20 protein-coding genes are annotated in these 21,777 nt (G+C 34.5%); 8 read left to right on the top strand and 12 right to left on the bottom strand.

The genetic code is table 11. The annotated features are described in order from the left end of the window. Window positions 1-666: an ABC transporter ATP-binding protein gene (locus GXM17_RS09840; RefSeq protein ID WP_163399165.1), complete on the bottom strand. Its 666-nt coding sequence runs from the start codon at window positions 664-666 to the stop codon at window positions 1-3. A gap of 186 nt (window positions 667-852) precedes the next feature. On the opposite strand from GXM17_RS09840, the gene GXM17_RS09835 reads away from it, so the two are divergent. Next, the gene (locus GXM17_RS09835) at window positions 853-1,149 is read left to right on the top strand and encodes a hypothetical protein (protein WP_163399164.1); all 297 of its coding nucleotides are present in this window, start codon (window positions 853-855) and stop codon (window positions 1,147-1,149) included. A 53-nt stretch (window positions 1,150-1,202) separates the two neighbouring features. Here the strand turns inward: GXM17_RS09835 and GXM17_RS09830 are convergent, their stop codons facing one another. The 7 genes from GXM17_RS09830 to GXM17_RS09800 form a co-directional block, all read right to left on the bottom strand. Beyond that, window positions 1,203-3,992: a T9SS type A sorting domain-containing protein gene (locus tag GXM17_RS09830; RefSeq protein ID WP_163399163.1), complete on the bottom strand. Its 2,790-nt coding sequence runs from the start codon at window positions 3,990-3,992 to the stop codon at window positions 1,203-1,205. 287 nt (window positions 3,993-4,279) lie between these two features. Beyond that, on the bottom strand, window positions 4,280-4,582 hold the full coding sequence (locus tag GXM17_RS09825) for a DUF6787 family protein (RefSeq protein ID WP_163399162.1): 303 nt from the start codon (window positions 4,580-4,582) through the stop codon (window positions 4,280-4,282). A gap of 32 nt (window positions 4,583-4,614) precedes the next feature. Beyond that, on the bottom strand, window positions 4,615-5,052 hold the full coding sequence (locus GXM17_RS09820) for a DUF6146 family protein (RefSeq protein WP_163399161.1): 438 nt from the start codon (window positions 5,050-5,052) through the stop codon (window positions 4,615-4,617). Between the two features lie 148 nt (window positions 5,053-5,200). Next, window positions 5,201-5,761 carry a DUF937 domain-containing protein gene (locus tag GXM17_RS09815; RefSeq protein WP_163399160.1) on the bottom strand — a complete coding sequence of 187 codons (561 nt, stop codon included), beginning with the start codon at window positions 5,759-5,761 and terminating at the stop codon, window positions 5,201-5,203. A 99-nt stretch (window positions 5,762-5,860) separates the two neighbouring features. Continuing rightward, a complete protein-coding gene (locus GXM17_RS09810) occupies window positions 5,861-6,811 on the bottom strand; it encodes a D-2-hydroxyacid dehydrogenase (RefSeq protein WP_163399159.1) in 951 nt (316 codons plus the stop codon). A gap of 238 nt (window positions 6,812-7,049) precedes the next feature. Continuing rightward, on the bottom strand, window positions 7,050-8,120 hold the full coding sequence (gene serC / locus GXM17_RS09805) for a 3-phosphoserine/phosphohydroxythreonine transaminase (RefSeq protein ID WP_163399158.1): 1,071 nt from the start codon (window positions 8,118-8,120) through the stop codon (window positions 7,050-7,052). Window positions 8,121-8,199: 79 nt separating this feature from the next. Next, a complete protein-coding gene (locus GXM17_RS09800) occupies window positions 8,200-9,285 on the bottom strand; it encodes an acyl-CoA reductase (protein WP_163399157.1) in 1,086 nt (361 codons plus the stop codon). 137 nt (window positions 9,286-9,422) lie between these two features. Between GXM17_RS09800 and GXM17_RS09795 the strand changes: the two genes are divergently transcribed. The 3 genes from GXM17_RS09795 to GXM17_RS09785 all read left to right on the top strand — a co-directional run bounded on the left by GXM17_RS09795 (window position 9,423) and on the right by GXM17_RS09785 (window position 11,511). Beyond that, the gene (locus tag GXM17_RS09795) at window positions 9,423-9,773 is read left to right on the top strand and encodes a 4Fe-4S dicluster domain-containing protein (protein ID WP_110348282.1); all 351 of its coding nucleotides are present in this window, start codon (window positions 9,423-9,425) and stop codon (window positions 9,771-9,773) included. Continuing rightward, window positions 9,763-10,272, top strand: coding sequence for a hypothetical protein (locus GXM17_RS09790; RefSeq protein WP_163399156.1), 510 nt, complete (start codon window positions 9,763-9,765; stop codon window positions 10,270-10,272). The genes GXM17_RS09795 and GXM17_RS09790 overlap by 11 nt, the downstream gene beginning before the upstream one ends. A 75-nt stretch (window positions 10,273-10,347) precedes the next feature. Beyond that, window positions 10,348-11,511, top strand: coding sequence for a carboxypeptidase-like regulatory domain-containing protein (locus tag GXM17_RS09785; protein ID WP_163399155.1), 1,164 nt, complete (start codon window positions 10,348-10,350; stop codon window positions 11,509-11,511). Between the two features lie 70 nt (window positions 11,512-11,581). Here the strand turns inward: GXM17_RS09785 and GXM17_RS09780 are convergent, their stop codons facing one another. Then, window positions 11,582-14,215, bottom strand: coding sequence for a TonB-dependent receptor (locus GXM17_RS09780; RefSeq protein WP_163399154.1), 2,634 nt, complete (start codon window positions 14,213-14,215; stop codon window positions 11,582-11,584). Window positions 14,216-14,506: 291 nt separating this feature from the next. On the opposite strand from GXM17_RS09780, the gene ychF reads away from it, so the two are divergent. The 4 genes from ychF (at window position 14,507) to GXM17_RS09760 (ending at window position 18,272) form a co-directional block, all read left to right on the top strand. Next, window positions 14,507-15,601 (top strand): redox-regulated ATPase YchF, encoded by a 1,095-nt coding sequence (gene ychF / locus GXM17_RS09775; protein ID WP_163399153.1) that lies wholly within the window; start codon window positions 14,507-14,509, stop codon window positions 15,599-15,601. A 304-nt stretch (window positions 15,602-15,905) separates the two neighbouring features. After that, window positions 15,906-16,580, top strand: coding sequence for a TIGR02117 family protein (locus tag GXM17_RS09770; RefSeq protein ID WP_163399152.1), 675 nt, complete (start codon window positions 15,906-15,908; stop codon window positions 16,578-16,580). 7 nt (window positions 16,581-16,587) lie between these two features. After that, window positions 16,588-17,262 carry a hypothetical protein gene (locus GXM17_RS09765; RefSeq protein WP_163399151.1) on the top strand — a complete coding sequence of 225 codons (675 nt, stop codon included), beginning with the start codon at window positions 16,588-16,590 and terminating at the stop codon, window positions 17,260-17,262. A gap of 95 nt (window positions 17,263-17,357) precedes the next feature. Further along, window positions 17,358-18,272, top strand: coding sequence for a YihY/virulence factor BrkB family protein (locus GXM17_RS09760; RefSeq protein WP_163399150.1), 915 nt, complete (start codon window positions 17,358-17,360; stop codon window positions 18,270-18,272). A gap of 28 nt (window positions 18,273-18,300) precedes the next feature. Here GXM17_RS09760 and GXM17_RS09755 read toward each other — a convergent pair whose 3' ends face one another. The 3 genes from GXM17_RS09755 to GXM17_RS09745 form a co-directional block, all read right to left on the bottom strand. Beyond that, window positions 18,301-18,930: a 3'-5' exonuclease gene (locus tag GXM17_RS09755; protein WP_163399149.1), complete on the bottom strand. Its 630-nt coding sequence runs from the start codon at window positions 18,928-18,930 to the stop codon at window positions 18,301-18,303. Between the two features lie 2 nt (window positions 18,931-18,932). Continuing rightward, window positions 18,933-20,846: a DUF294 nucleotidyltransferase-like domain-containing protein gene (locus GXM17_RS09750; protein WP_163399148.1), complete on the bottom strand. Its 1,914-nt coding sequence runs from the start codon at window positions 20,844-20,846 to the stop codon at window positions 18,933-18,935. 140 nt (window positions 20,847-20,986) lie between these two features. Next, a complete protein-coding gene (locus GXM17_RS09745) occupies window positions 20,987-21,760 on the bottom strand; it encodes a TerC family protein (protein WP_163399147.1) in 774 nt (257 codons plus the stop codon). Window positions 21,761-21,777 lie beyond the last annotated feature (17 nt).

The raw sequence follows: 21,777 nt of genomic DNA, 5'->3' as shown, positions 1-21,777 counted from the left end.
TTAAGATATAATTTGCCCGTCAGACATCACTAATTTTCTATCAGCCATATTTGCAAGTTCTTCGTTATGAGTTACAATTACAAAAGTTTGTCCAAATTCATTCCGAAGCTGAAAAAACAATTGATGTAAATTTTCGGCAGATTGGGTGTCAAGATTCCCTGAAGGCTCATCTGCAAAAATCACATCTGGTTTATTGATTAATGCTCTTGCTACTGCTACGCGCTGTTGTTCTCCGCCGGAAAGTTCGCCTGGTTTATGATTAATCCTGTGAGACAAGCCCAGATAATCCAGCAGTTTTTTAGCCTCTGTTTCTGTCTCAGAAGGCTTTTTGCCAGCAATATATGCAGGAATGCAAACATTTTCAAGAGCAGTAAACTCAGGTAACAGCTGGTGGAACTGGAAAATAAATCCTAAATTCAGGTTTCTAAATTTTGATAAAGCTTTGTCATTCAGACCTAAAATATTTTCACCGTTAATTGTTAAAGAAGTTTCTGGTTTTGATTTTTCAGGTTGGTCTAAAGTTCCTAAAATGTGCAGTAAAGTTGTCTTTCCGGCACCGGATGCACCAACAATTGAAACAATTTCCCCTTTTTGAATATGCAAATCAACTCCTTTTAAAACTTCAAGCTTATCATAGAATTTATGTATGTTTTTTGCGTGTATCATCTGGAAACTGTTTTTTACAAAGAAACAAAGATTCTGCCGATATTAAAATGGTATAACAGAATTTTATGAGTCTAAATTTTATCGTTGAGTTTGCTGGGATGGGAATTTAGGAATTAATTCATCTTAAGAAATAAGGTATTCCAATGCATTATTTTTAATTTTGAATGTAACTTAAATTATCATATCATGCAGGACCTGAAAGTTATTGAAGATAACAGAATACAAAAATTATTAATTGGTTTGCTTTTGGACGGAATTGGGATGATTTCTTTTTCGATTCCTCTTATTGGAGAGTTTTCAGATGTGATTTGGGCACCAATTGCAGGCTTTATTATGGCAAGAATGTACAAGGGAAGGGTAGGGCGTGTGGCTGGTATTTTGACTTTTGTAGAAGAGATAATTCCATTTACAGATGTTATTCCGTCCTTTACCATTACGTGGATTTACACTTACTTTTTTCAGAAACAAAAAGAATTACGATAAAAATGGCAGCTTCTCAGGCTGCCATTTTCAAACTAAAAAAACTAAACTTAAACTTATTGTACTATAATTTTTTTGCTATGTAAAATTGCTTTTGTTTCAGGATCAGAAACTTTTAGGATGAACACTCCTTTTGATTTTAAATTGATGTTTTCTGGTATTTTTCCGTTGATTTTTCTTTTCATCACTTCTTTTCCTAAAATATCAAAGATTTTAAGTTCTGCATTGCTTCCGTTATTTTCCATCAGCACAGTAAATGAACCGTTATTAGGCACAGGCCAAACATTAAAAGATGTGTTTTCTTTGATTGGTTTTTCTACTGATAAAGTAGAACTGTAGCCACTAACGATATTGACTTTGCGGGTCATACTTGCTCCTTCATTATCTGTAACCGTAAAATCGAAAGAACATAAACCTGTTGTATTTGGTGTAAAAGCTACAATATTGCCATTAAGCGTTGCATTACCGTTTACAACATTTGAAAGTGAATAATTTACAACGCTTGTAAATCCTCTTGATAGCTTCTGAATATCAATATCCACTTTATTTCCGGTTGGAGAATCATAATGAGGCAGGGACATCCATTGTAGATATAAATCTAAATTGGTGTATCCGTCTAAGTCTGTATCAGCATTTGAATCTGAAAAATCTCCGATACCCGAATTTAGATTGGTTCCAATAATTGTTTCCCACCAGTTAGGCAATCCGTCCTGATCCGTATCCCAGTTTGCGTCTCTGACAATTTCAGGATATGTTTCGTATCCACCGACATCAGATTCGTTATCAGGAAATCCTGGTTTATTGGTAACACTTCCTCTGTAAGTATAAGTTCCGTTTAATGTTTCTGTAATCATCCTTTGATCGTGTTGATCAAATTCAGGCTGGATACACCCAACATCAGATAGTACAATTTTATAGGCGGTTTTCGCAGATTGTGTGGTTACATACGAAGGGAAAAATGGTGCATTGACAAAATTATCGTAAGTATTAGTAGCGCCATTTTTATAAGTAGATCTTCTTCCGACAGTCTGATTGCTTTCGTCAAAATAGCCCGGCATTACATTTCCGTTAAAATAACAGCGCTGCATTCCTGTACCTACATTTTCGTTATCTGCAGAAAAGGCAACAAATATTTTGGAACCGGCACCCGGCTTATAATAATTATTCACAAAATTAACTTCTTTTGTACCGCCATCAGTTGTTCTGCTTCCCCAATTGTAAACTACATTGTTGGTTATATCCATTCTGCCACCGTAGGCAGCTCCTTCTAAACCTCCACCTAAACTCCAGTTACGTCCATAGCAATGTGCTAAAAGGTTATGGTGAAAACTTCCAATATCACCACCAATTGTAGCAGCATAACCGTGCTCGGTTCCGGCGGGGTAATTTTGATGTCCGGCCGCATTCAATGCTTCAGATATAAGGGTTTTTTGCAATGTGATATTCTTTCCAGAACGGGAACTAAAAGCTTCGTCGATAGTCCAGCTAATAGAACAATGATCAATAATACTGTAATTGGCACCAGTTAAACCCATCCCATCAAAAGTCGCTCCTCCACCTAATCTAACTCTTATATTTTGAACTACAGCATCATTTCCTGTTATACCAAATGGAGCTTTACGAATACAAATTCCTTTTCCGGGAGCAGTTTGACCAGCAATTGTTACATAAGGCTGATTTGATACCAAACGAGATTCAAGTTGAATGATTCCCGATGTATTAAAAACAATAGTTCTTGGACCAATATCGTTTGTAACAGCTTCACGTAAACTTCCCGGACCGCTGTCATTTAGATTGGTCACGGCTACTACTTTTCCGCCTCTTCCGCCACGGGCAAAACGGCCATATCCTTCTGCATCTGGAAATGCAAGCTGTGCAGGACGGAAAAACCATATATTTCCTTTTACAATTTCATTGTTTGCTAAAACCTCGTCTACTCTCCAATAGTAGGTCTCTCCTGTGTATAATCCCTTTAATTGATAAGAAGTATTTGCTTTCGGCTGGTTGCCTTTATATTCAGGTGAGGATGTGTTAGCTGCTTCAACAGCTGCTAATGTAGTACCAAAATAAATATTATGGGAAATCGCTTCTTTGGCAGTATTCCATTGTAATAATTTCGTTCCAGAATTTAATTCTACATGTTCATCATTATGTAATGGTTTAGGATTAGTCGCTTGAATGTTGATATCAGGAGTATTTAATTCAATTCCGTTTATCATGACATTTTTATAGGTGTCATTGGTATTTATATCAGCAGCAAAAAGAATTACAACATCTTGTCCTACTGTGGCTTGTAAATTTAAATAGACAGATTTTGCAGTGTATGGAGTTAATGCTCTTATGGTTGGTATTACGTTGTCCATCACTAAATTTCCATCAGTAGAAATATCGATAGGGCTATAAGTGTTGGTTTCACTATCAACTACATTTAAAAAAACGAGCAATGTATGTTTTCCTGTAGCTAATCCGCTAATACGAAGTTCTATTTGTCCTCCGTCTTTTGCAGTTGTTCCTTTCACTGTAAGTCCGTCACCAACTAATCTTGCATAATTTGGAGATTGAACACCAACTTTATAGTAATTAGTTCCTAATGCATCTCCTTTGTCTCCAACTCTGGTTGCAGTGAATGTTATGCCTTTTTCTGTAAAACTTTCAGTGTTGAGAGCTGGCGTAGCAGATGTAAATGCCCATCTTGAGTAATCAGGATCTGTAACTTCTGCAGTTGGTCTTCCAGTATGATCAAAATCAATTTTCACTACCGGATTTTGAGCAAAAATCTTTGTCGTTGACATTGTAAGGCAAATTGCCGCCATTACAAACGATAATTTTAAGGTATTGTTGAACATGTGGTTTGGTTGGTTTTGTTAGTAAAGAATTTATCTTAAACGTAAAGTTTTAAAATATCAAAAATAAAACTGTCCTGTTCCATCCTGTTCTGGTTGAGGTTTTAATAAGGTAACTTAATTAATTTTTTATATTGCGCATATTAAATCTTAAATAATTATTGATATTGCTGGTGTTCATTGGAAATAGTAAAAAATACATGGCTTACATGCAAAAAAATAGACCGTTCTGTATTGAAATACAGAATTTTATTACATCGAAAAAATATCCTGTCGGTCTGAAAAGAAAATCAGTCTTTAAATAAAAAACCAAATCCCATGCCTTTAAGCATTTTCTTTTCGAAGTTCCAGAAAAAACGGAATTGCCCAAATAGTGTTCCTATTGCAACAAGAAGCACCTGATAAATAGGAAAGATAATTATTAGTCGGATAAGGGTAAACCATCCGCCAAAATCTTCTTTGGTAATATTAAGCCATTCACAAAAAGGTCTGGACAGCCATGCTGATGCCGATCCGGTGATGGCAAAAACAATGAATATGATGATAAGTTGAAAGTTAGAGGTTACTCCCCAGCGCTGCTTTAATCGATTCATTTTTGTTTGGAATGATTACAAATATAGTAACATTATCTGGAAGGAACGTAACCTCCCAGCCTTTGTTTGTAAGTATTTTGAAAATAAATCATATAATTGTAGATCAGATAGTTTACTTCATAGCCGTATCTAATGTGGGGCTGATAGTCTATTGCCATTTCGTATAAATTTGGGTTATATCGCTGAGGCTGTAAAACACGGTTGTTCCATTCAGTTACATAAATCTGATTTTTATTTTCCAGATAGGTTAATGAATAATAATTTCGGGGTAATGCGGTGGATGCCAGCCAGAAACTAAAGCCATTATCTATAATGATAACTTCATATTCTAGAGAATCATTGGCGATACGGACCGTATCGTTTAGAGATGTTTTTACTTGAGCATCAGTTGTTGCTATTGACTTATTAGATGATGTCGAACATGCAATAATGGTAAATAAAATCCCTAATATGTAAACGAAATTTTTCATGGCTTAAATTTGAGTTTTAAATTTACGGAAAAAGGGATGATGCTGTTTATTATTTAACATTGTATAAGGACACTGTTGTAATTAATATTAATAAAAAAAAGCTGCCTACATTTCGATAAACAGCTCCTGAGTATTTTGAAAAAAAATATTATTTACGTCTGAATAATTTGCCTATGAATCCGGCTATTCCACCACTGCTTTTAGTAACAACAAGAACATCAGCTACGTCAACCTTGCCATCTGCATTTTGATCTAACCCAAACTGCATTCCATATTTTGAGATTGTATCCATAATTCCCGAAGCCTGACTGCTGTTTCCTGTGACCGCATTTATAATATCTGAAATTTGAAAACTTCCGTCTTTAGGGTCTTTAGCTTTTTTAACCAAAGAATTTAAAATCTGCGGAATCATATTTCCTGCAACATTGGAAGAAGTATCACTGCTTAGCCCAAATTTTTCACCAAGATTTCCGGATAATTGCTGACTTAGCTGTTGCACTACCGGATTTGAACTGTCAATTGAATTTCCGTTAAACAAGGCTGCTAACTGTTCTCCTCCGCCTTCTGAAACAATTTTTTGAAGTCCTGAAAAAATAGAATTGCCTGTTTCGTTCATTACATCTTCATTCTGTTCATTTGGAATGGCGTTATTTTTTACAACAGCATCTCCTCCGAATTGCTGTACTAACTGGGTTAATTGATCTAGCATGGTTTTTTAGTGTTTAGATTAGACTCAAATTTAAACAAAAAAAAAGGGATTTATTAAACAGCGTTAATAAATCCCCTCAAAATTATTTAGTTATAATGATTAACTCAATAAAGTAATGATTTGTGATGCCAATTCAGTACCAATTCTGTCCTGAGCTTCTCCAGTTGCAGCTCCAATATGAGGAGTCAGTGATATTTTAGAATGCATTAAAATTGCCATTTCAGGTTTTGGTTCGTTTTCAAAAACGTCTAATCCTGCAAATGCCACTTTTCCTGAATCTAAAGCTTTTACAAGTGCTACTTCATCAATAACACCACCACGTGCACAGTTTACGATTCCAACACCATTTTTCATGATTTCAAATTCTTTCTCACCAATGATATAACCATCCTGAGCAGGAACGTGCAAAGTGATGAAATCAGATTCTTTTAATAATGACTCTAAAGACTGAGGAACAATAGTTGTCGTAATAGACTGACCATCAAAAAACTCAACTTTTACATCTACAGACGGAATAAATCCATCGGCAGCAATAACTTTCATACCTAAACCAAGAGCCATTTTTGCAGTTGCCTGACCAATACGGCCAATACCAACAATACCTAATGTTTTTCCTCTTAACTCAGTTCCGTTAGCGTATGCTTTCTTCAAACCATCAAAGTTTGAATCTCCTTCAAGAGGCATATTTCTGTTTGAATCATGTAAAAAACGAACACCGGAAAGTAAGTGTCCGAATACTAATTCAGCAACAGATTCTGATGAAGAAGCAGGAGTGTTGATTACGTGAATTCCTTTGCTTTTAGCATAATCAACATCGATATTGTCCATACCAACACCACCACGTCCGATGATTTTGATACCTGGACAGGCGTCGATAATATCTTTGCGGACTTTAGTTGCACTACGAACTAAAATCACGTCAACATTGTTTTCATTAATAAAGTTAGCAACTTGTTCCTGAGCTACTTTTGTAGTGATAACTTCAAATCCACCTTTTTCTAAAGCTAGAATTCCACTTTTTGAAATTCCGTCATTCGCTAATACTTTCATTTTAGTTTATGTGTTTATTTGGTTAACAGTTTAAGATTACAATTAACCCTGATATATAATTTTTTCTTTTTTAATTAGAAGCTATTCCCGCTATACATTACAAACGAAGTTCACTGAACTCCGATTTAAATAAATATTTTAGTGAAGTAATCTTTTATTTTTTAAAGAAAAACATAAAAGGATTTTCACTGCTATCGGGGCTAGGGCTCTTGTCCTTGAATTAACGTTTGTCTGAAAATTAAACGTTGCTTTCCAAAGCTTTCATTACATCTACCAATACCTGAACACTTTCGATTGGCATAGCATTGTAAATTGAAGCTCTGTATCCACCAACAGAACGGTGTCCGGGCAATCCTGAAATTCCGGCTTCTTTCCACATTTTGTCAAATGTTTCTGTATGATCAGCATTTGTCAACAAGAAAGTTACGTTCATGTTAGAACGGTCTTCAACATTTGCAGCACCTTTAAATAATGGATTTCTGTCAATTTCATTATAAAGCAGTTCTGCTTTTGCGTTGTTTAATTTTTCTACAGCAGCTATACCGCCTTTTTCTTTAATCCATTGTAATGTTAACAGTGAAACATACACAGCAAATACAGATGGAGTATTGTACATACTTTCTGCTTTAATATGTTTGCTGTAATCCAGCATACTCGGAATGGTTCTTCCGTTTTTGCCTAAGATTTCTTCTTTAACTACAACTAAAGTAGTTCCTGCAGGACCCATGTTTTTTTGAGCTCCGGCATAAATTATGTCAAATTTAGAGAAATCCAATTCGCGTGAAAAAATATCAGAACTCATGTCGCATACAACCGGAACGCTGGTTGCAGGGAATTCTTTCATTTGGGTTCCAAAAATAGTATTGTTGCTTGTACAGTGAAAATAATCTGCATCAGCAGGGATTTCATACCCTTTTGGAACATATGTATAATTGTCGTCTTTTGAAGAACCTACGATAACCGTTTCTCCAAAAAGTTTAGCTTCTTTGATGGCTGCTGTCGCCCATGTTCCAGAATCTAAATAAGCTGCTTTTCCGTTTTCTTTCATCAGGTTGTAAGGAGCCATTATAAATGCTGTACTTGCTCCTCCCTGCAAAAACAAAGCCTGGTATCCTTTGCCTGTAAGGCCTAATAAATCTAAAGCCAATGCACGGGCTTCGTCCATAACTGCAACGAAATCTTTGCTTCGGTGTGAAATTTCAAGAATTGATAATCCTGAATTATTAAAATCTAAAACTGCTTTTGATGCTTTTTCAAAAACTTCCTGAGGTAAAATACTTGGTCCTGCGCTGTAGTTGTGTTTTTTCATGGTATAGTTAAAAGTCCAAATTTTAAAAACGCAAATTTCGGGAATACAAGCCGAAAAACCGTTAAATTATTCGCAATAATTATAATTTTTTATCCGATGTTATTAACAAAAACGATATAGTATCGACATTGTCTGCGTAATCCCATAATTGCGGAGTCTGTGTTTTTCCGAAAGAAATGCTGTTTTTAATCAGATTGTTGCTTACAATACATTGAATTTGCTCAGATTCTGCTTCAAGACGATTTTCAAGATCTTCCAGGTTTTCGTAAAATTCATAAAAAACGCTTGAAATAGGAGAAGCATAACTGGAATCTTCTTTTATTGTCAAAAATCCATTGTCCAGTAATTTGAAATTGCTCATTAAAAAAACAGCTTTGTTGTAGTCGTAATTATTGGCGTATTTTTCATAATGAATCACATCCTGATATTTGAAAATGGCCTCAAAAAAAGCATCAAATTTATAATCTTTCGGGACAAAAAGTTTAGATACATTGCGGCATCCCAAACCAAAGTAGCGAAAAATATCCTCGCCTAAAGCTTCCAGGTCTTCTTTGGTTTCCTGACCGTTCAGTACTGCAACAGAATTTCTGTTTTTACGGATAATAGATGGTTTATTTTTAAAATAATACTCGAAATAACGTGCAGTATTGTTGCTTCCGGTAGCAATTACAGCGTCAAAATTCTCTAATTTTCCTTCTGTGAAAACAATCTTATCTTTTAAACTTTCATCAATATAAATTAAATATTTGGCTAAAAATGGTAACAAATGCTGATCGTTTGAAGACGTTTTTACTAAAGCTTTGTTTCCGGTAATTAGTACACATAAAAAATCATGAAAGCCTACCAGCGGAATATTTCCGGCCAAGATTAAGGCTACAGTTTTCTCTTTTCTATTGTTTTGAGAAAATTCAGCTTCATACTTTGAAAGCCATTTGTCAATGTTTTCTTCGGTCAAAGCATCTGCCCATGATTTTATTGAAAAATATACTTGTTCAGGAGTGTACCATCCGTTATGTGATTGCGAAAGCTCAATGAGTTTTATGAAATCATCAAAAAACAATTCATTACCTAAAACAGATTCATTTTGAGTGTTTTTTTCTTCTGAAAACTGACTCAAAAACCGACCAAGTGCTATAAAAGATTGTTTTTTTTCGTTTTGTAACATAAGTAATTTGTTTATGAAAGGTTTTGATTGTAATTTTGCACAAAAATAAGCTATATTAAGTTATAAGGCAAAGCAGAATAAAATGTTTGGCATTTTTTGTAAAGTCTTGTAATTTTTAACCCGTAACCAAGAATAAGATGGCAATAATTATAACCGACGAATGCATCAATTGTGGGGCCTGCGAACCAGAGTGCCCTAATACAGCAATTTATGAAGGAGCTGATGACTGGAGATATAAAGACGGAACAAGCCTTTCAGGAACAGTAATTTTACCAGACGGAACAGAAGTTGATGCAGATGATGCCCAGACACCAATTTCGGATGAAGTATATTACATTGTGCCTGGAAAATGTACAGAATGTAAAGGTTTTCATGATGAGCCTCAGTGTGCAGCTGTGTGTCCTGTTGATTGTTGTGTGCCAGACGATAATCACGTAGAAGATGAAGAAACCTTGTTAAACAGACAGGCGTTTTTGCATGGGGAGTAAACTCCGTAAATTTGTTTTAAACAATCCTATAACCTTTTCTTTATTTTTAGTTTATTGCGGATTTATTTATCTTAAAGTCACAAATCTTGGCAATTATTATTTTTACGAAGGTAAAGTAATTTCTCTTAATGCGGTTTCATCAAGTTATTCCGGAATGAGAGGGCAGTCGGTAAGAATAGCAAGAAAAATTCCAGAAATTGAATATTATAAAAATAATGATACAATTAGGTGTGATCAGGGTGAACTAAGACTTGTAACAAATTTTGAATTAAATGAAAGAATAACAGTTTTAGAAGATAAAGAAGATGAGTATAAAGTAAAAATTTACAGCTTATTTTATTATTGGATTGATTATAATGAATTAATTCTTTGTCTGTTCTTTTTTTTATTCATTTATGGATATATAAGAACTTTTATGAAAATAAAAAAAAATCCTGAAACTAACATTCAGGATTTTTTTTTAATAAATTTTGTATTTGATAAAATGCTATTTGTTTGATTATTAATTATTTGCTATTTAAGTATTAATTTATCCATCAAAATTTAATATATTCGTACGAAATTTAATAAATCTATGAGAGGATTAATACTTTTTTTTGTCTTTTTCTTTAATTTAAACATTTTTGCGCAAAGCACCGAATATTCTATTGTAGTAAAAGATATAGAAACTTTGTTGCCGATAGAAAATGCGACGGTTTTTATTATGAAAACCAAGCAGACTTTAATAAGTAATAAAGATGGAAAAGTCACCTTTGAACTGAATGGAGCTTCAAATGTTCAGGTTTCTGAAACAAATTATGAAAAACTGACACTCCGATGGGCAACTTTAAAGGAAGATCAATTTGTAGTTTATCTTAAAAATAGCCGTAATAAATTGGACGAAGTCGTTGTTTCAAATGAAAATCCTCAAAAAATCCTTCAAAAAATTGTTACCAATTCAAGGCAGAAATTGGCTGCTTCTTACCGCTTAAAGGTATATGTTCGGGAGTTCTTTTTGTTAGATAACAAATACTCTTACTATAATGACGGACTGGTAAATTTTCAGTTTGCAGTAAACCAGAAGAAAGCAACTACAACTTTACTGGTGGAGCAAAACAGATCTTACGGTTTATTGGAAAATGATATCAGTGCTGATTTGATGGGATATAATCTAAACAATATCATGGAAAATTATTGTAATCTAAATTATTTCGACCCTCTTTTGGATTCAAAAACAAAAAAAGAATACAATTTTACAACCAAAGGGCATCCTAATAATAAAAACTATTATATAATGTCTGTCGTACCATTGGAAAGTGCAAAAACAGCATTAGATACTTATGAAATAGTTTACGATCCTGAAAAAAAGTTAATTATAGAATTCAGCGTTGTTATTGAGCCAAAACATTTGGCAGAAATAGCAGAAAATGAACAAATTGGTTCTAAAAACGTTACAAGATCAAATGTAAAAGTAACTTACAGGGCTGATGGTCAGGATTATTATCTTCTGACAGCAAATGAAGAGATAGGGTATGATTTGGTTTTAAAAGAAGAAATTAAAAACATTCAGGTTCGTAATAATTTTATAACAACCAACTTCAACAGACAAAATTTTACATATAAAGAAAGCGATGTTTTTAAAGAAAAGTCACTTTTTAATAAAAAAAATAAAGTCCTTACCAAATATTGGGATATTTCCGGATTTACCGCTACCGATGAAGAAAGAGGAATTATCGATTCTTTAGAATTTAAGTTGTAATTATTTAACAATATTGTACAAAAAATCCTGAGTTTATTGCTCAGGATTTTTTGTGTTTTAAGATATTGAATTAAAAATTAAACCCAAGCCTTGCGTAGTAATAAGCACCGCTGAAACCCATTTGTACAGCATCCCAGTAACCACCGGCTTCGGTGTTTTCACTCTCATCTTGTTTAGTTGGATAAACGTTAAACAAGTTATTGCTTCCAATGCTTAACTTTAGGTTTTTGCATAATTGATAACCTAAAGTCAAATCAGTAACTAATCTTGGGTTGTAAACATCATCCTCATCAGCATAATCAACTAAAACTACTTTACTGAAACGGGTAAAAGCTAATCCGGCATCGAATTTGTTTTTCGAGTAATTTAAGTTTAAACCAAATTTGCTATCTGGTGCCGAAGCAAGTAAAAATGCTTTTTCGCGTTTTCCGAAGAAAGTAGCTTCATCCAGATCTCTATTTTTAACTTTGTCAATTTTCATATCATTAATGTTTCCAACTAATGTTGCAGCAAAATTTCCGAAATCATATGTTTTTTTCCATGATAAAACTAAATCCAGACCATGTGTGCTTGTATCCACTCCGTTTGCAAAAAACTGTGCTTCAGAAACACCAAGGTTTAAAGAACTCGCATCAAAATATCCGGTAAGGACGATACGATCTTTTACTTTAATATAATAACCGTCAACTGTTGCTGTGAAATTCCCAAAAGTAGCTGTGAAACCCAAAGAACCGTTAAGTGCTTTTTCTTCATTTAATTTACCAATTCCAAAAGCCCTTGTAATTTCACTATTATTAGGTGCTAATAAAACCTCAGTAGCACCGCTTGCATTAAAGTTTGTGAAACTTAAATTATAGTAAATCTGAGCCAATGAAGGAGCGCGGAAACCCGTACTAATAGAACCTCTTAAATTAAAGTGATTGCCAAGTTTTAATCTTGATGCTAATTTTCCGTTTACAGTACTTCCAAAATCACTGTAATTTTCAAAACGTACTGCTGCATTTACCATAAATGCATTGGTTACATCCAATTCACCGTCAGCATACAAAGAAAAGTTAGTACGGTTTTCATTAACTTCATTTGCAGGACTGTAACCAGGAAAACCTTGAGAACTTCCAGGTCTTGGTTCTCCACTAATGGGATCAACAGGGGCGTTTTGTGTAGTTGGATCAGTAATTGGCTGTCCGTCTGTATCATAAGTAGTGTACGAACCTTCTTCTCCGGCAAAAATTTCAAATTGTTCTGCTCTGAATTCTGTACCAAAAGCTATATTAAAACCATTCAGAATGCTGTCGTAGCTTTTAGAAATATCAAAATTGGTAGAATTTTGAAGCAAACTATGGCCTCCAGCATCAAATTCGTGTGGAGAATTTTCTTCAAGAGAAGCGTTTATTGTTCCTTTAATGTCGTATTGAAATTTGTTTTTTCCAAAAGTATTACTCAAATCAAATTTCCATCCGCCAGAAGATTGTGTTTTAATTCCGACAGCGACTGAATTATCATTGATTTTTGAAGTAATTCTTGGTGTATAACCACCCGGATATACAGATTCAACAACTCTTTCTCCGTCATTACGGGTAAAAGCATAAGCATCTGTATCTCTAAAATTACTTCCTCCAAAAGCATAAAATTCTGTTTTATCTGAAATTGGAATTGATAAATTAGCAAATAAGTTAACACCTTTCATTTCGGCATCGCCAAAACCTTTTCTAAAACTGTAAGCAGGTCTTAATGTTTTGTTTTTACTTAAAAATTCTCCGGTAATATTGATATAACCACCTTTGCTGCCAATTCCTGTTCCGTAGTTCGCAGCGACTCTTACAGAACCACCATCAAAATCCTGGTCTTTTCCGTATGAATTTCCATTTCCATCCTGATCAAGTCTGTACCCTTCAGTATTTGGAGTTCCTGACAGGAAATCACCCTTTGCATGTGTATTAAAGGCTCCATAAGTAATAGATCCTGTAAGTTCGTCTATAGTATCATTTGTAATGATGTTGATAACTCCGGCAATGGCATCAGAACCGTATTGTGCCGAAGCGCCATCACGTAAAATCTCGATTCTCTTAATCGAAGCTGCAGGAATTGCATTTAAATCGGTTCCTGTGTTTCCACGACCTCGCGTTCCAAATAAGTTGATTAATGACGACTGGTGTCTTCTTTTACCATTAATTAAAACCAGAGTCTGGTCTGGGCCCATACCTCTTAATGAGGCTGGATCAACGTGATCTGCACCATCAGAACCTGACTGTTTGTTGGCGTTAAAAGATGGCGCAACATACTGCAATAATTGATTGATTTCAATCTTCCCACTTTGTGTTGTAACATCTTTTACACTGATAACATCAATAGGAACTGCCGAATTTACAACAGTTCTTTTGGTGCTTCTGGAACCTGTAACAACGACATCATTTAAAACCTGACCCTCGCTTTCGTCTAAAGATACATCTATTTTTTCGTTCGAAACTAATTTCTCAACCGTAGAAAAGCCTACATAGCTAAATATTAAGGTAGCTCCTTCTTTAACGTTTATTTTATAACCGCCTTCAAAATCGGTAGAAACTCCGTTTGAAGTTCCTTTTTCCACAACATTTACACCCGGAAGTGGTGTTCCGGTTTTGTCCTTCACAGTACCCGAGACTTCTTTTTGTGCAAAAAGAAATGCTGAATTCAGCAGAAATAAAAATAATGCAATTTTTTTCATGGTTGTTGTTTTTTTTAGTTTTGTTTTTGTTATTAAGGTTTATAAAATTAATATTTTTTAACAAAATGATAACAAAAAGTTTAAAAATTTATACGAATACCTTTAGAAATACATTAATGCACATTTTTACTTCGCTCCAGAGTTATTAAATCTTATATTTGCAAAATTTTAAAGCCAAAAAATATCAGTTTGGCAAAAACTAACAGAAAAAGTAATACATAAAGAATTAAATTACAAGCACTAAAGTTGGCCTAATGAAAAAGGCAGAATAAAATAAATAGAAACAAACAGATGAAAGCAGGAATTGTAGGATTGCCAAATGTTGGAAAATCAACATTATTTAATTGTTTATCTAATGCAAAAGCGCAAAGTGCCAACTTTCCGTTTTGTACAATCGAACCTAATATTGGTGTTGTAAACGTTCCGGATCCGAGAATCAACAAATTGGAGGAATTGGTAAAACCAGAGCGTGTACAAATGGCAACTGTAGATATCGTAGATATTGCAGGTCTTGTAAAAGGTGCAAGTAAAGGAGAAGGACTTGGAAACCAGTTTTTAGGAAACATTAGAGAGTGTAATGCTATTATTCATGTTTTGCGTTGCTTTGACAACGATAATATTGTACACGTTGACGGAAATGTAAATCCAATTCGTGATAAAGAAACCATCGATATCGAATTGCAGCTAAAAGATTTGGAAACAATCGAAAAACGTCTGGAAAAAGTAAAACGCGCTGCAAAAACCGGAAACAAAGAAGCTCAGACAGAAGAAGCTTTATTAAACAGAATCAGAGAGGCTTTGTTACAGGCAAAATCTGCAAGAACAATTGTTCCTCAAAATAATGATGAAGAAGTTTTATTAGAAAGCTTCCAGTTGATTACTGCAAAACCGGTTTTATACGTTTGTAACGTTGACGAAAGTTCAGCTGTAAGTGGAAACAAATATGTTGATCAGGTTCGTGAATTAGTGAAAGATGAGGATGCAGAAGTTATCGTGCTTTCAGTAGGAGCAGAGGCTGACATTACAGAATTAGAAAGCTACGAAGAGCGTCAGGTTTTCCTTGAAGATATGGGATTACAAGAACCGGGAGCATCCGTTTTAATCCGTGCAGCTTACAAATTATTAAAACAACAGACTTACTTTACAGCCGGTGTAAAAGAAGTTCGTGCCTGGACCATCAACATTGGAGCAACAGCACCACAGGCGGCAGGAGTTATACACACTGATTTTGAAAAAGGATTCATTCGTGCTGAGGTTATCTCTTATGATGATTACGTTCAGTATGGTTCGGAAGCAAAAGCTAAAGAAGCCGGAAAATTCAGGGTAGAAGGAAAAGAATACGTGGTAAAAGATGGCGATGTAATGCATTTCCGTTTTAACGTATAATCTTTTTTAAGAGAATAGAATAAAGAATAAAGAGAATAGATAAAAACTGCTGAGGAGACTTGGCAGTTTTTTTTATGTACAAATCACTGTTTTGTCAGGCTGAGCGAAGTCGAAGTCCACACAATGATTGGAAATAATTTATGTAGTTTCTGGCGTGTCCTTCGACTTCGCTCAGGAAGACAAAAATGAGAATAAATTTGCCCGATCTGCAAAATCTGCGAGAGATAAATTTCAGCATTTAAAAATTTTGGCTCAAAAATTGGTTACAGAAAATCAACCATAACTAAATCTAAAACCAATCAAAATGCTAAAAAAAACTTTCAAATTTCTCGGCTGGACGCTTTTCGGAATTTTCGCTTTTCTTGCCTTGTACACTTCATCAGTTCTTCTAATTTCAAAAATAACTGTGAATTCTGATACCGCTCAGGTAGAAGAACAAAATGCAATTCCAATTTATATTCTCTCCAATGGTGTTCATACTGATATTGTAGTTCCTGTAAAAAACGAAATCAAAGACTGGCGAAACGAGATTCAGTTCAGTCATACACAATCAAAAGATTCATTGATGAATTATGTTGCTTTCGGTTGGGGCGACAAAGGTTTTTATCTCGATACGCCGGAATGGTCACACCTTAAAGCGAGTACAGCATTCAAAGCAGCATTCGGGGTAAGTTCATCAGCGATGCATACCACATTTTTCAAACAGCTAAAAGAAGGAAATGACTGTAAACGCATCCTGATTTCAAAAGAAGATTACCAAAATCTGGTGACTTATATTTCAGACAGCTTCAGCCATGTACATCCTCAATGGATTGAAGGGCACAGCTACGGAAAAAAAGATGCTTTCTACGAAGCAAAAGGAAGTTACAGTCTTTTTTATACCTGCAATACCTGGGCAAATAATGCTTTGAAAGCGGCTAATCAAAAAGCAAGTTTGTGGACGGTTTACGATAAAGGGATTTTTTGTCATTATAAATGATTTTGCTATGAAAAAGTCAATTTTAATTATGGTAGTAATGATATTATTCACTTCTTGTAAAAAAGCTGATTTTCCTGCCTGTGCTGATTGTATGGTTTTGTATTTTGAAAATCCCCAGCCAAATAAAGATTCAGAATTAGATCGTTTCCCGAATAAGTTCAGAGGATTATATATGAATAATGATTCGACTTTTATTAGAGTTGACGAAAGCAGAATTTTAAAAGAATACTATTATAAATTCAAAGTTCATAAACTCACATTAGACTCAACAAAATCAGAGTATAATATTGTTGATGGAAAATTTATAACAAAGGATAAGAAAGATAAATTTGATATGTTTCCCAAAGGCGATTCAATAGAATTAGTTCAAAAACATATTGATACTTTGTTTCGATTCTCACATTATGAAAAAGCAAAACGAATTGATGGACAATTGATATTAAGCAGAAAAGATTCTATATTTTGGAATATTCAGTTTCTTTCAATTGAAAAAAATACATTAAGATTTAAAAATATTTGTGAAAGAGTAGATCTGACAAAACTTGATTCCGTTACTAAAATAAAAGGAAAAAAGCTGGATACAACTTCATATCTTATTAAACCAACCCGAAGCGAATTCAAAAAGATTTTAAAAATTAAGAATTTAGGATTTGATCAGGATTATAAAATGATTTCCAAATAAAACCACATGGCAAAAATGTAAAATTCGATTATAAATCAGAAATTAAAGATTTTTGATTATTGCTTAAATTTGAGAGTATCTCAAAAAATCAGTAAATGAAAAATCATAATATTCTCTCTAAAACGTGGTATCTGCTAAAAAGGACTTTTTTAGAATTTATAGAGGATGACGCTATAAAACTCAGTGCTGCATTATCCTATTACACTATTTTCGCATTACCTCCATTATTGATTATCATTATTACTATTTGTGGTTTCTTTTTTGGCGAAGAAGCCGTGACTGGTCAGTTGTATGGTCAGATAAATGAGTTGGTTGGAAACGAAGCTGCCAAACAAATTCAGGAAGCAATCAAAAATGTGCAGCTTTCAGACAGTAATGTTTTTGTAACGGTTTTTGGTGTGATTATGCTGCTTATAGGGGCTTCCGGAGTTTTTGCTGAGATTCAGAGCTCTATTAATTATATCTGGGGACTGCGTGCAAAACCGAATAAAGGGTTGCGAAAATTTATTCAAAACCGACTGATGTCATTCTCCATGATTGTTTCTGTTGGTTTTTTAATGCTGGTCAGTTTAATCTTAAACGCCACTTTGGATATTTTGAATGCGAGATTAAAAATTTACTTTCCGGAAAGTACTGTATATCTGTTTTATATTATAAATATTGTCATTGTATTAGGGAGTATTACGCTTCTTTTCGCTATAATTTTCAGAACATTGCCTGACGGAAATATTAAATGGAAGGATGCCTTTATTGGTGCCGGATTTACATCAATTCTGTTTATGATTGGTAAATTCGCAATCGGGTTTTACTTAGGAAGTTCTACTATTGCAAGCGTTTATGGCGCTGCAGGATCAGTAGTTATCATATTAGTCTGGGTCTATTATTCGGCTATCATACTGTATTTTGGAGCTGAGTTTACCAAAGTCTATGCGAAAACTTTTGGCGGAAATATTTCTCCCAACGATTATTCAGTAGAAATCAAGAAAGAAATTTTTGAAATTCAGTCCTAACCTAAATATTTAAAAATAGAATCCAGTCTTATTTAAAAAGCTGATTTAGATTTACATGTTTTTTCTCTCTCAGTTTTTTAACAATTTTTAAAAACGCAATAGCTGTGATATAAGCGTCTCCCAAGGCGGTATGACGGTCTTTTTTTGAAATATCAAATTTATCAGCCAGATCATCTAAAGAATAATGGTCTTTACGCTCAAAAAGATGTGATTTTATTAGTGTCTTTTTATACAAAATACCGGTATCCAGCGATTTGTTTTTTAGTTCAGTCAAACCATTTCTTTCAAGGGCTTTATTAATCATTGTGATATCAAAATACGCATGATGTGCAATAATGATGGCATCGCCCAAATAATCTAAAAATTGTTTTAAAGCTTCTGATTCTGAAGGGCGTTTTACAACAAAATCTTTCAGAATCCCATGAATCTGCGCAGTCGATTCATCATAATGATCCTGTTCGATATAAACCTCAAAGCTGTCCTGAATTGAAATGGTACCGTTTTGTAATACTAATGCACCAATACATAAAATGCGGTCGTTTGTATAATCAAATCCTGTGGTTTCTGTATCCAGAACTACAAAACGGGTTTCTTCGATAGTGATATCTTCATCGAAAAAATTTTCTTCTTCCTTTTTCCAAAAATCAAATAAACTCATTTTTATACAATATTAGAAACATTAAAACGTACCGAAATTAATTCCTGTAGTTCTTTGATGGTTTTAAAAGTCCTCTTTAGTTTTATTTTCTCCATTTTTGAAAGGGATTCCAGGGCTATAAACTGTCCGGAATCATGATGTAAAAGCCCTTGTTTGGTTCTGAATTTCAACAAAGCTTTAAACGAATAAGAACACGATAAGTAAAGTTCACTGTTTTGAGGTTCCAGTTCGGCCAGTTTTTCAAAACGTTCCGCTGTGTTACTGATTGATTTTACAGAATGAGACAAAATCAAAACCCTTGCACCATCTGTAAGAGGCATTAATGCTCTTCGTTTAATGTCGAACTGATCTTTATTGGCACCGTCCTGTTCCACTAAAAACTGTCTGAAGAAACCGGTCGGAGAAGGACTCTGCAATGCACCGCTCACCAAGTGAACATAAAAAATAGGATTGGCTTTTACGTTTTCAAATATCGAATCTGATAATTGATCTACAAGTTCACGATTGCCATATTTTACACTATAATCAAAAAAGATAAAAGATAGCAAAACCTCATTTTTACCCGGATTTTTTATCCAGTAAGCCACCTGGTTTTTCCATTCGTCAAGGCTCATACACCATTTTGGATTGGATGCCATCATTTCGGCCGGGCAATATTCGTAGCCAATAGTAGAGAGTCCTTTGTTGATGTGGGTGGCTAATTTTAGGAAATAGGCCTTGGTTTCATCCTTAAAAACTTCCGAAACATTTTCATACACAATCGCGTTATCCTGATCGGTATGCAGCATTTGCTCGTCACGACCCTGACTTCCTAATGCGAGCCATGTGAATTTTACAGGCGGTGGCGTATTCATCTTTTCCAATGAAATATCAATAACCCGGGTTACACAGGCATCATTTAATTCGGTTATGATTTTTGTAATCAGCGTCATCGGGATATTCTGGTCCAGATATCCCTGCAATAGTTGCATGATTCGGGCTCTGATGGGTTTGATTTCCTTTACTTTTGTGGTTCTTTTTAAAGCTTTAATCAAAACGGCCGGATTATTTCCAAGTGAAACCATAAGATCGTGTTTGGACAAAATCCCAACAGCCTTTGTATTTACTGTTCCGTCTTTGGTAAGACACAAATAACTGATATTGCTCTTAATCATCGCTATTTGTGCCTCTGTAACCGTCATTTTTTTAGAATAGGTAATAACAGGCGATGTCATAATCGTTTCGGCAGGCGTGGTAATAGGGTAGTCGCCTGAAACTATTTTGTTGCGCAAATCTTTATCTGTAATAATTCCGATTGGAAGCATTTCATCAACAATCAATATCGCACCGACTTTTTTCCTGGTGAGGATTTTTGCGATTTCTTTTGCCGTGGTTGACCTGTCGCATGTAACAATCTTTTTTGAAAACTTTACAGGTTGCAGATCAAAAACCTCTTTGTCATTATTGTTTTCATGCTGCGCAATAACTTCCCCATACAAATTGTTTTTATGAACTTCAGAATACGGGTTTTTAGTATTCGAAGCATAACTTTCTATCAGGAAATTTCCAATGGCTTTATTCTCTAAAGCATAAGGTTTAAAAACGGCAATCGGAATCGCATATAAAATGCTCTCTTCATAAGCACTGGCCTGCATCACATAATTTTCCTGCGCCAGAAGCGGTCTTAATCCAAAAATATCACCTTCGTCACACATGTCCAGCGTTTTTTGATTCTTCTTAAGGGCAATTGCTCCTTTGTGTACTACATAAAAAGAATCATGCGTTTTTTCATTCTCAGAAAAAATAACAGCGTCTTTTTCTTTATACAGGATAGATATCTGCTCAGACAATTTTTCAAGATCTTTTTGATTCAGCAGATTAAAAGGAGGGAAGTGCTTTAAAAAATCGGCAACTCTATGTGAAATGGTATTTTTCATATTGGATTAAGTTCTGTATTTAGAATTGGAAAACAGTATTGTAAAAGAAACAATTTTCAGCTGCTATTCAAACTATATTTTGTGAAATATCAGGATTATTTGTGAAAAAAAAAGTTCCTGTTGGGAACTTTTAAATTTGATTATGACTTCTTATTTCGAATTCGCATATTAATAAATTCTACTGCCAGTGAAAATGCAATAGCAAAATACAAATAACCTTTTGGGACAGCTCCAATATGTTCTCCCGCTAAAGCAGCATTTGATAAATGCATACTTTCTGTAATCAGCATGAAGCCAATGAGAATTAAAAATGCAAGCCCCAAAATCTGAATCGAAGGGTTTCTGTTAACAAAATTGCCAACCGGAACAGCAAAAAGCATCATAACAACTACAGAAATTACAACTGCTGTAATCATAATAGTTAATGCACCTTCAACACCATTGGTCATACCGACAGCAGTTAAAATAGAGTCAACAGAAAAGATCAGATCAATCAGTAAAATCTGAAGGATAACATTCGAAAAAGATTTCTTTGCAGCTGTCTGAATGTTCTTTTCTTCTTCTCCTTTATGATCCACTTTCTCACTGATTTCTTTGGTACTTTTGTAAATCAGGAACAATCCTCCCAGCAATAAAATAATCGCCTGTCCGGTAAAATCAGCTTCCAGCCTGCCCCAGTGAATACTAAATACGGTAGCTTTCATAGCAATTAAATACGAAATTCCCAGTAACAGGGCAATTCGCATAAACATAGCCAGAAATAAACCAATCCGGGTTGCTTTTTTGCGGTCCTGTTCAGGCAGTTTTCCTGTAACAATCGAAATAAAAATAATGTTGTCAATTCCCAGAACAATTTCCAGAAATGTCAGGGTCAGTAATGCAATCCAGGCATCAGGGTTTAAAAATACTTCCATGTAAATCTTAATTTACA

Source organism: Flavobacterium fluviatile (assembly GCF_010645065.1).
In the GTDB taxonomy this organism is placed as follows: Bacteria; Bacteroidota; Bacteroidia; order Flavobacteriales; family Flavobacteriaceae; genus Flavobacterium; species Flavobacterium fluviatile.
Note: the sequence above shows the minus strand (reverse complement) of the source record. Positions and strands in the feature narration are given on the sequence as shown.

What these genes read in the sequence shown, in the direction of transcription:
- GXM17_RS09840 (WP_163399165.1), bottom strand. Translation starts at nt 666, where the DNA reads ATGATACACGCAAAAAACATACATAAATTCTATGATAAGCTTGAAGTT.
- GXM17_RS09835 (WP_163399164.1), top strand. Translation starts at nt 853, where the DNA reads ATGCAGGACCTGAAAGTTATTGAAGATAACAGAATACAAAAATTATTA.
- GXM17_RS09830 (WP_163399163.1), bottom strand. Translation starts at nt 3,992, where the DNA reads ATGTTCAACAATACCTTAAAATTATCGTTTGTAATGGCGGCAATTTGC.
- GXM17_RS09825 (WP_163399162.1), bottom strand. Translation starts at nt 4,582, where the DNA reads ATGAATCGATTAAAGCAGCGCTGGGGAGTAACCTCTAACTTTCAACTT.
- GXM17_RS09820 (WP_163399161.1), bottom strand. Translation starts at nt 5,052, where the DNA reads ATGAAAAATTTCGTTTACATATTAGGGATTTTATTTACCATTATTGCA.
- GXM17_RS09815 (WP_163399160.1), bottom strand. Translation starts at nt 5,761, where the DNA reads ATGCTAGATCAATTAACCCAGTTAGTACAGCAATTCGGAGGAGATGCT.
- GXM17_RS09810 (WP_163399159.1), bottom strand. Translation starts at nt 6,811, where the DNA reads ATGAAAGTATTAGCGAATGACGGAATTTCAAAAAGTGGAATTCTAGCT.
- serC (WP_163399158.1), bottom strand. Translation starts at nt 8,120, where the DNA reads ATGAAAAAACACAACTACAGCGCAGGACCAAGTATTTTACCTCAGGAA.
- GXM17_RS09800 (WP_163399157.1), bottom strand. Translation starts at nt 9,285, where the DNA reads ATGTTACAAAACGAAAAAAAACAATCTTTTATAGCACTTGGTCGGTTT.
- GXM17_RS09795 (WP_110348282.1), top strand. Translation starts at nt 9,423, where the DNA reads ATGGCAATAATTATAACCGACGAATGCATCAATTGTGGGGCCTGCGAA.
- GXM17_RS09790 (WP_163399156.1), top strand. Translation starts at nt 9,763, where the DNA reads ATGGGGAGTAAACTCCGTAAATTTGTTTTAAACAATCCTATAACCTTT.
- GXM17_RS09785 (WP_163399155.1), top strand. Translation starts at nt 10,348, where the DNA reads ATGAGAGGATTAATACTTTTTTTTGTCTTTTTCTTTAATTTAAACATT.
- GXM17_RS09780 (WP_163399154.1), bottom strand. Translation starts at nt 14,215, where the DNA reads ATGAAAAAAATTGCATTATTTTTATTTCTGCTGAATTCAGCATTTCTT.
- ychF (WP_163399153.1), top strand. Translation starts at nt 14,507, where the DNA reads ATGAAAGCAGGAATTGTAGGATTGCCAAATGTTGGAAAATCAACATTA.
- GXM17_RS09770 (WP_163399152.1), top strand. Translation starts at nt 15,906, where the DNA reads ATGCTAAAAAAAACTTTCAAATTTCTCGGCTGGACGCTTTTCGGAATT.
- GXM17_RS09765 (WP_163399151.1), top strand. Translation starts at nt 16,588, where the DNA reads ATGAAAAAGTCAATTTTAATTATGGTAGTAATGATATTATTCACTTCT.
- GXM17_RS09760 (WP_163399150.1), top strand. Translation starts at nt 17,358, where the DNA reads ATGAAAAATCATAATATTCTCTCTAAAACGTGGTATCTGCTAAAAAGG.
- GXM17_RS09755 (WP_163399149.1), bottom strand. Translation starts at nt 18,930, where the DNA reads ATGAGTTTATTTGATTTTTGGAAAAAGGAAGAAGAAAATTTTTTCGAT.
- GXM17_RS09750 (WP_163399148.1), bottom strand. Translation starts at nt 20,846, where the DNA reads ATGAAAAATACCATTTCACATAGAGTTGCCGATTTTTTAAAGCACTTC.
- GXM17_RS09745 (WP_163399147.1), bottom strand. Translation starts at nt 21,760, where the DNA reads ATGGAAGTATTTTTAAACCCTGATGCCTGGATTGCATTACTGACCCTG.